The organism is Kitasatospora sp. NPDC059812, assembly GCF_042732075.1.
Taxonomy (GTDB): domain Bacteria; phylum Actinomycetota; class Actinomycetes; order Streptomycetales; family Streptomycetaceae; genus Kitasatospora.
This window is the reverse complement of the sequence record NZ_JBHWIO010000083.1, coordinates 1-6507: the sequence shown is the minus strand read 5'-3', so window position 1 is coordinate 6507 and position 6507 is coordinate 1. Positions and strand designations below refer to the sequence as shown.

The following is a 6507-nucleotide window of genomic DNA, read 5'->3' as shown; positions in this document are numbered from 1 at the left end:
CTGGGGCTGGGGGGGCGGTCCCCCCCGCCCCCCCCGCGGCCCCGTCGCAGCGGTTGCGACGGGCCCTCGGGCGTTCTCGGTTCCGGCCTACGGCAGCCGGCCGCAGCAGCGGCCGACGGGCTCAGGGCTGACGCAGCTCCGGCGGCGGGGTGCGCTTGGCGTCCACGTCGTCCACCCGCACCAGGCTCCCCCAGACCGCCATCCGGTAGCGCGAGGTGTACACCGGCGTGCAGGTGGTCAGCGTGATGTACCGGCCGGGTCCGGTGTAGCCGGAGCCGACCGGGACGGGCGCGACGATGCCGGTGTCGTACTTGGACGTCTCCGGCAGGGTGCTGTCGACCCGGTAGACGTACCACTTGTCCTTGGTCTCGACGACGACCGCGGCGCCCCGGTGCACCGCGTCCAGGTCGTGGAACTTGGCTCCGTGGCCGTCCCGGTGGGCGGCCAGCGCGAAGTTTCCGGCCTGGTCCCAGGGCATCGCGGCGCGGTAGGGCTGCTCGTACACCCCCGCCACGCCCTCGGCCAGGGTGTCGCTGTCGGTGCCCATCCGGATCAGCACCTGGTAGTCCCGGCCCATCGCCGGGACGTGCAGGAAGCCGACCGCGTCCCCGGCCGCGAACGGCGCGGCGGGGGCGGGCGTCCCGCCGGGGGGCGCCGAGGGGGTGCCGGTCGGGCTCGCGGCCCAGGTGTCGCGCAGCCGGTCGGAGGCCGCGGCCGCCGAGCGGTCCGCCTCGACGTTGGTCCACCACAGCGAGTAGGCCACGAACAGGCCGAGCACCAGTCCCAGGGTGATCAGCAGCTCGCCGAAGACGCCGAGTGCGGCCAGCGCCCGGCTGCGGCCGCGCCGGGCGGGCGCGGGGCCGGTCTCGGGCGGCGGGAAGGCCTCCTCCCGCGGCTCGGCCGACTGCGCGGTCTCGTCCGTCATCTCCGGTGCTCCCCCTTCGTGCCGGGTGCCCGGGCGGTCACCCGCCCGTGATCGCGGCCGGCTTGCCTTGGCTGCGCGGCCGTTCCTCGGTCATCTTGCCAAAGACGATGAGGCGGAACTTGGAGGTGAACTCCGGGGTGCAGGTGGTCAGCGTGATGTACCGGCCGGCGCCCGCGTAACCGGCGCCGTTGGGGACGGGCTTGATCACGCTCACGTTGTTGGGGGAGGTCTCCGGGATGCTGCTGGTGACCTCGTAGGTGTAGTACGAGGTGGCGGTCTCCACCACGATCTTGTCGCCCTTGCCGAGCTGGTTGATGTACCGGAACGGCTCGCCGTGGGTGTTGCGGTGCGCGGCCAGCGCGAAGTTGCCCGCCTTGTCGGCCGGCATCCCGGTGCCGGTGTAGTGGCCGACCAGGCCCTTGTCGAGCACCGCCGGCTTGGAGGTGCCCTCGGCGATCGGGAACTTCAGCCCCAGCTTGGGCAGGTAGATGATGGCGAAGCCCTTGCCGGGCTCGAACGACTCCGGCTTGGCCGGGTCCGGAGCCGGCTGCCCGGGCTTCGGCGGCGCCAGGGCCGCGTCGAACTGCTGCTCCAGCCGGTTGCGGGCGCCGTCGGCGGCCGCGTCGGCCTGCACGTTGGTCCACCAGAGCTGGTACGAGACGAAGAGCAGCATCACCACGCCGAGCGTGATGCACAGCTCCCCGATGAGCCGCGCGGCCACCACGACCGCGGACTCCTTGGGCCGCGCCTTCGCCCCGGCGCCCCGGCCGCTCGCCCGGCGCCGACCGACGCCGGCGCGCACGGAGGTCCGGCCCTGGGCGGCCCTGCGGCGCTCGGCCCGGCCGCCGGTGGGCGGGGCCGGTTCCGCGGTCGGCCCGCCGATGTCGAGGGGCAGGCGCAGCTGGAGCGTCTGGTCGGGCAGCCACGGGTACTCGGGTCCGGACGCGGCGGGCTGCTCGGCCTGCTCGTACACGCCCCAGGCGTCCTCGGCGGCGCCCTGTCCGGGCTGCGCCGGGTACGGCTGCGGGTACGCCGCCGCGTCGCCGTGGTGCTGCCCGTCGCCGTACGGACCGCCGCCGTACGCGCCGTCGCCGTGCTGCGCGCCGCCGTACGGCTGTCCGTCCCCCGGGCCCGCCGCCGGCTGGTATCGCCCCTCCGGACGCAGCGCGGTCACGCCGCTCAGCCCCGGCCGATCACCGGGGCGAGCCCGGCCGACCGGTCCACGGCCTGCGGGTAGCCGCACTCCGCCAGCCAGTTGGCGAGCATCCGGTGGCCGCCCTCGGTGAGCACCGACTCGGGGTGGAACTGCACGCCCTCGACGGGCAGTTCGCGGTGCCGCAGACCCATGATCACGCCGCTGTCGGTGCGCGCGGTGACCACCAGCTCGTCCGGCACGGTGGCCGGCTCGACCGCCAGCGAGTGGTACCGGGTGGCGGTCAGCGGCGAGGGCAGTCCCTCGAACACCCCGCCGTCCTCGTGCTCGACCGGCGAGGTCTTGCCGTGCAGCAGTTCCGGTGCCCGGTCGACCACCGCGCCGTACGCGACCGCGATCGACTGCAGGCCCAGGCAGACGCCGAACACCGGCAGCCCGATCCCCGCGCAGTGGTGCACCATCCCGATGCAGACCCCGGCCTCCTCCGGCGCCCCGGGCCCGGGGGAGAGCAGCACCCCGTCGAAGCCCTGGTCGTCCTCGCCGCCGGACCGGCGGACGGCGTGTTCGACGGTCACCTCGTCGTTGCGCACCACCTCGCAGGTGGCACCGAGCTGGTACAGGTACTGGACCAGGTTGAAGACGAAGCTGTCGTAGTTGTCCACGACCAGGATGCGGGGCGCGGTCGGCTGGGTGGTCATTCTCGCGTGGTCTCCGTGGGATGCGGGGCGGGGTCGGCAGGGTGGAGGAGCAGGGCCGCCGGTTCAGCCGGCCGCGGCACCTTCGCCGCCGTCCACTGTGACGTCACCGAAGGGGAGCAACGGTTCCGCCCACGGGAAGACGTAGGTGAAGAGGAGATAGACGATCCCCGCGATGAGGAGCAGCGAGACGACGGCGCGGACCAGGGTGTTTCCCGGGAGGTGACGCCAGATCCAGCCGTACATGGTGCTCCCTCGACGTAGCGGACTGGGGTCAAGAGTAGACCCGGGATCAACGACCGCGAGGCCGGTCCGCTACTGCTGCCCGCCCGCCGACCGCAGCTCGGTGGTCCCGGAGTATCCGGGGAGGGTCAGGTCACCGCTCTCCTGCACCTTCCAGCCGAGCCCGTACGCCTGGACGTACTGGAGGTAGTTGCGGATCGTCGGGTCGCCGTCCACGGCGGCCTTCAGCGCATCGGTGCGACCGACCGCCCGGACCACGTACGGCGGCGAGTAGACCCGGCCCTGCAACAGCAGGGTGTTGCCGACGCAGCGGACGGCGCTGGTGGAGATCAGCCGCTGGTCCATCACCTGCACCCCTTCGGCTCCGCCCCGCCACAGCGCGTTGACCACGGCCTGGATGTCCTGCTGGTGGATGACCAGGTCGTTGACGCCCGGCTCGGGGACGCCCGGGATGCGGGCGGTGGCGTTCGGCGGGGCGTCGTTCAGGGTGACGGTCAGGCCGCCGCCCTGCAGCGGCTCCAGGGCCGCGCCGAGCCGCAGGTCGTCCAGCCGGGCGGCGTCGGCGGGGTTGCCGCCCTGCTGCCCGGTGAGCTCCTGCGCGCGGGCCTGGAGGTCGGCCAGCTGGGCCTGGGCCTGCTGGTTCTGCGAGCTGCGCTGGCGTATCACGTCGCCGAGGCTCAGCAGCGAGTTGTCGGTCCGCAGGTCGGTGCCGCGGGCGGTCTGCGCGCTGATGTAGAAGAGCAGTCCGGCGAGCGCGAAGACCGCACAGGTCAGGGCACGCCCGACAATTCGGGTGCCGGAGCGGCGGGTAGTGGTCGGCCGAGGGGGAATCGACAAATTAGGCACCGTACCCTTATCTCCTTAAGACCCACCGAGCCACTACGCTAACGGACGCCGGTGGCGCGTGCGGGAACGGTCCCGTGCGTTCCGCACCGCCCGTCGCCGGCAGACCGACCCCCGCTGCACCTCTGCGCGGTCTCACAGCGCATCGACAGGAGAGCTCCTCGTGCCGAAGTCTCGACTCCGCAAGAAGTCCGACTACACCCCGCCGACCACGGCCACGGTGAAGATCAGTTCGGGCCGTAGTTGGGTCGCACCGTTGATGCTGGCGCTGTTCCTGATCGGCCTGGTCTGGATCGTCACCTATTACGTGACCAGCGGCAGCTACCCGGTCGAGGGCTGGCGGAACTGGAACATCCTGGTCGGTTTCGGGTTCATCGCCGCGGGGTTCGGCGTCTCCACCCAGTGGAAGTAGCTTCCCGCTCCTCCTGAGGCTCCGATCGAGCCACCTCCGCCGCTTCGGGCCACTGGTGCCGGGCGGCGGTCAGGCATGCCCGGACACGGGCGGGAAACCGGTCGGTTATCCCCATCATCGGATGGTCACGCTTATCCACATGGTTATCCACACTGGGGAAAAGTCTCCCCAGCCTGTGGATAACTTTTCGACCGCGGGCTTTCCACGGCTGTGCACAACTTCCCGAGCATGGGAAAACCGCACAGCAGGACACGCGTAGAACAGCAGTCCACACCCCGGGCGGCACACAGCCTGTGCACAACCCCGCACCCGCTGTGGACAAACACCCACGGCGTCACGCGCCGTAGCGGGCCATCCCGATCATCAGCATCGCCGCCACCACGGCCAGCGACCCCGCCAACGCCAGCCCCTGGACCAGGCCGCGGCGCTCGCGCGGGGCGTACATCAGGCCGGCCGCCGTCAGCGCGCCCACCACCAGGCCGCCGATGTGCGCCCGCCAGTCGATGTCCGTCCGCGAGAAGGTGACGACCAGGTTGAAGACCAGGAACGCCATCGCCGGAGCAAGCGGGCCCCGGTTCCGCAGCTGCATCACCACCGTGGCGCCGATCAGCCCGAAGATGGCGCCCGAGGCCCCCACCGACCGCAGCGAGTTGCCGTCGATCAGGAAGGCCAGGGCGCTGCCCCCCAGGCCGGAGAGCAGGTAGAGGGCCAGGAACCGCAGCCGGCCGAGCGCCGCCTCCAGCGTGGGGCCAAGCCAGTACAGGACCAGCATGTTCATCCCGATGTGCCACCACTGCAGGTGCAGGAACACCGAGGTCAGCAGCCGGTACCACTGGGCGGGGCCGTCGGCGACGCCGTCCGGACCGCCCAGGACGGCCCGCCCGACGCTGTACAGCTCCCAGACCTGGCCCAGCCGCGGCGTGAGCACGTAGGCGGCCAGCACGAAGACCACCACGTTGATGCCGATCAGCACCCTGGTGACCAGCCCGCCGTCCTGGGCGATCGCCCCGCCGAACCGGGTGGTCGCCCGCCGCGTCCCGGCGTGCCCGCCGCCGACGCACTCCGGGCACTGGAAGCCCACCGAGGCGGCCACCATGCACTGCGGGCAGATCGCCCGCTCACAGCGGGTGCAGGAGACGCCGGTGGCCGTCTGCGGGTGCCGGTAGCAGCCGGTCAGCATCAAGTTCTTCCCCTCCCGTACGGGACCGCCGGAATCGCCAGCCTACTGCGGCGGATCCGACATCGGGCCTTCTCCCCGGCCGCTCCCACAGTCCGCGTACGGCCCACTCCGACATGCCGGTGGACAAATCAGCATGCATGATCAGCATTCAGGTGGATATGTGCATAAAGGACGCCACCCAGGAGGAGAGACTCGTGACCTTTTCGGACTCGGCTCGTGAGACGGCCACCAAGACCCGGGACACCGCCGCGCACCTCGCGGACACCGCCGCGCACCTCGCGGACGGCGCCAAGCAGCGCCTGGGCCCGGCCCTGGACACCCTCGGGCCGAAAGCCGCCCAGGCCGCCCAGAGCCTCCGCGTCCAGTACGACCGGCACATCGCCCCGCAGTTCGGTCACGCCTTCGCCAGCCTGCCCCCCGAAACCCAGCAGCACGTCCTGAAGGCCTTCCACCGCGCCCAGGAGGCCGCCCTGGCGGCCCGGCTCTCCGCCGTCCGCGCAGCCGACCAGGCCCGCTCCACGGTCGGTCCCAGGGTCGTCCAGGCCGTCGAGGAGGCCCGCGCCGCCGTCACCCCGGTCGCCCAGGAGGCCCAGACCCGGGGCGCCGCCGCGCTGACCGCGCTGCACGGCAACGTCACCTCGGCCGAGATCAGCCACCTCGCCGCCCGCAACGCCCGGAGGAAGCGGTGCAACGGCCTGGCCACCGGCCTCGCCGTGGCCGGCGTGCTGGCGATCGGCGGCGGGATCGTGGCCTGGCAGTGGTGGCGCCGGCACAGCAACCCGGAGTGGCTGGTCGAACCCCCGACCGACCGGGCCGACCAACCCGCCGGTGCGCACGCCGCCGGCGCGACGGCCCCCGGGCCGGTCGACGCCGCCACCCCGGCGGACACGGCCACCGAGCCCGCTCCGCCACCCGGCCGGCCCGACGACGACGGCGACCACCCCAAGCCGCACGACCCGCGCGGACCGCACTGACCCGTCGCCCGGCCCTCTGGGCGTGTCCGACACCCCCAGAGGGCGCGGAAACGCCGATCGGCCGCTGACCGGGATTCAGGTC

General features: G+C 72.6%; 8 protein-coding genes. 2 read left to right on the top strand and 6 right to left on the bottom strand.

The genetic code is table 11. The features are described 5' to 3' along the window. Nucleotides 1-121 precede the first annotated feature (121 nt). The 5 genes from ACFV6D_RS30770 to ACFV6D_RS30750 all read right to left on the bottom strand — a co-directional run bounded on the left by ACFV6D_RS30770 (nt 122) and on the right by ACFV6D_RS30750 (nt 3847). The gene (locus ACFV6D_RS30770) at nt 122-925 is read right to left on the bottom strand and encodes a class E sortase (protein WP_063348448.1); all 804 of its coding nucleotides are present in this window, start codon (nt 923-925) and stop codon (nt 122-124) included. A 37-nt stretch (nt 926-962) separates the two neighbouring features. Next, nucleotides 963-2099, bottom strand: coding sequence for a class E sortase (locus ACFV6D_RS30765; protein ID WP_380562021.1), 1137 nt, complete (start codon nt 2097-2099; stop codon nt 963-965). Nucleotides 2100-2104: 5 nt separating this feature from the next. Next, a complete protein-coding gene (locus ACFV6D_RS30760; protein ID WP_063348449.1) occupies nt 2105-2776 on the bottom strand; it encodes an aminodeoxychorismate/anthranilate synthase component II in 672 nt (223 codons plus the stop codon). A 63-nt stretch (nt 2777-2839) separates the two neighbouring features. Next, nucleotides 2840-3019: a hypothetical protein gene (locus tag ACFV6D_RS30755; protein ID WP_063348450.1), complete on the bottom strand. Its 180-nt coding sequence runs from the start codon at nt 3017-3019 to the stop codon at nt 2840-2842. A gap of 69 nt (nt 3020-3088) precedes the next feature. Then, nucleotides 3089-3847, bottom strand: coding sequence for a DUF881 domain-containing protein (locus ACFV6D_RS30750; protein ID WP_063351254.1), 759 nt, complete (start codon nt 3845-3847; stop codon nt 3089-3091). A gap of 175 nt (nt 3848-4022) precedes the next feature. Between ACFV6D_RS30750 and crgA the strand changes: the two genes are divergently transcribed. Next, a complete protein-coding gene (gene crgA, locus ACFV6D_RS30745) occupies nt 4023-4271 on the top strand; it encodes a cell division protein CrgA (RefSeq protein WP_063348451.1) in 249 nt (82 codons plus the stop codon). Nucleotides 4272-4605: 334 nt separating this feature from the next. Here crgA and ACFV6D_RS30740 read toward each other — a convergent pair whose 3' ends face one another. Further along, entirely contained in the window at nt 4606-5451 is an 846-nt protein-coding gene (locus ACFV6D_RS30740) for a rhomboid family intramembrane serine protease (protein WP_380562019.1), read from the bottom strand. 194 nt (nt 5452-5645) lie between these two features. Here ACFV6D_RS30740 and ACFV6D_RS30735 point away from each other — a divergent pair, with 194 nt between their 5' ends. Beyond that, a complete protein-coding gene (locus ACFV6D_RS30735; RefSeq protein ID WP_380562017.1) occupies nt 5646-6425 on the top strand; it encodes a DUF5324 family protein in 780 nt (259 codons plus the stop codon). Nucleotides 6426-6507 lie beyond the last annotated feature (82 nt).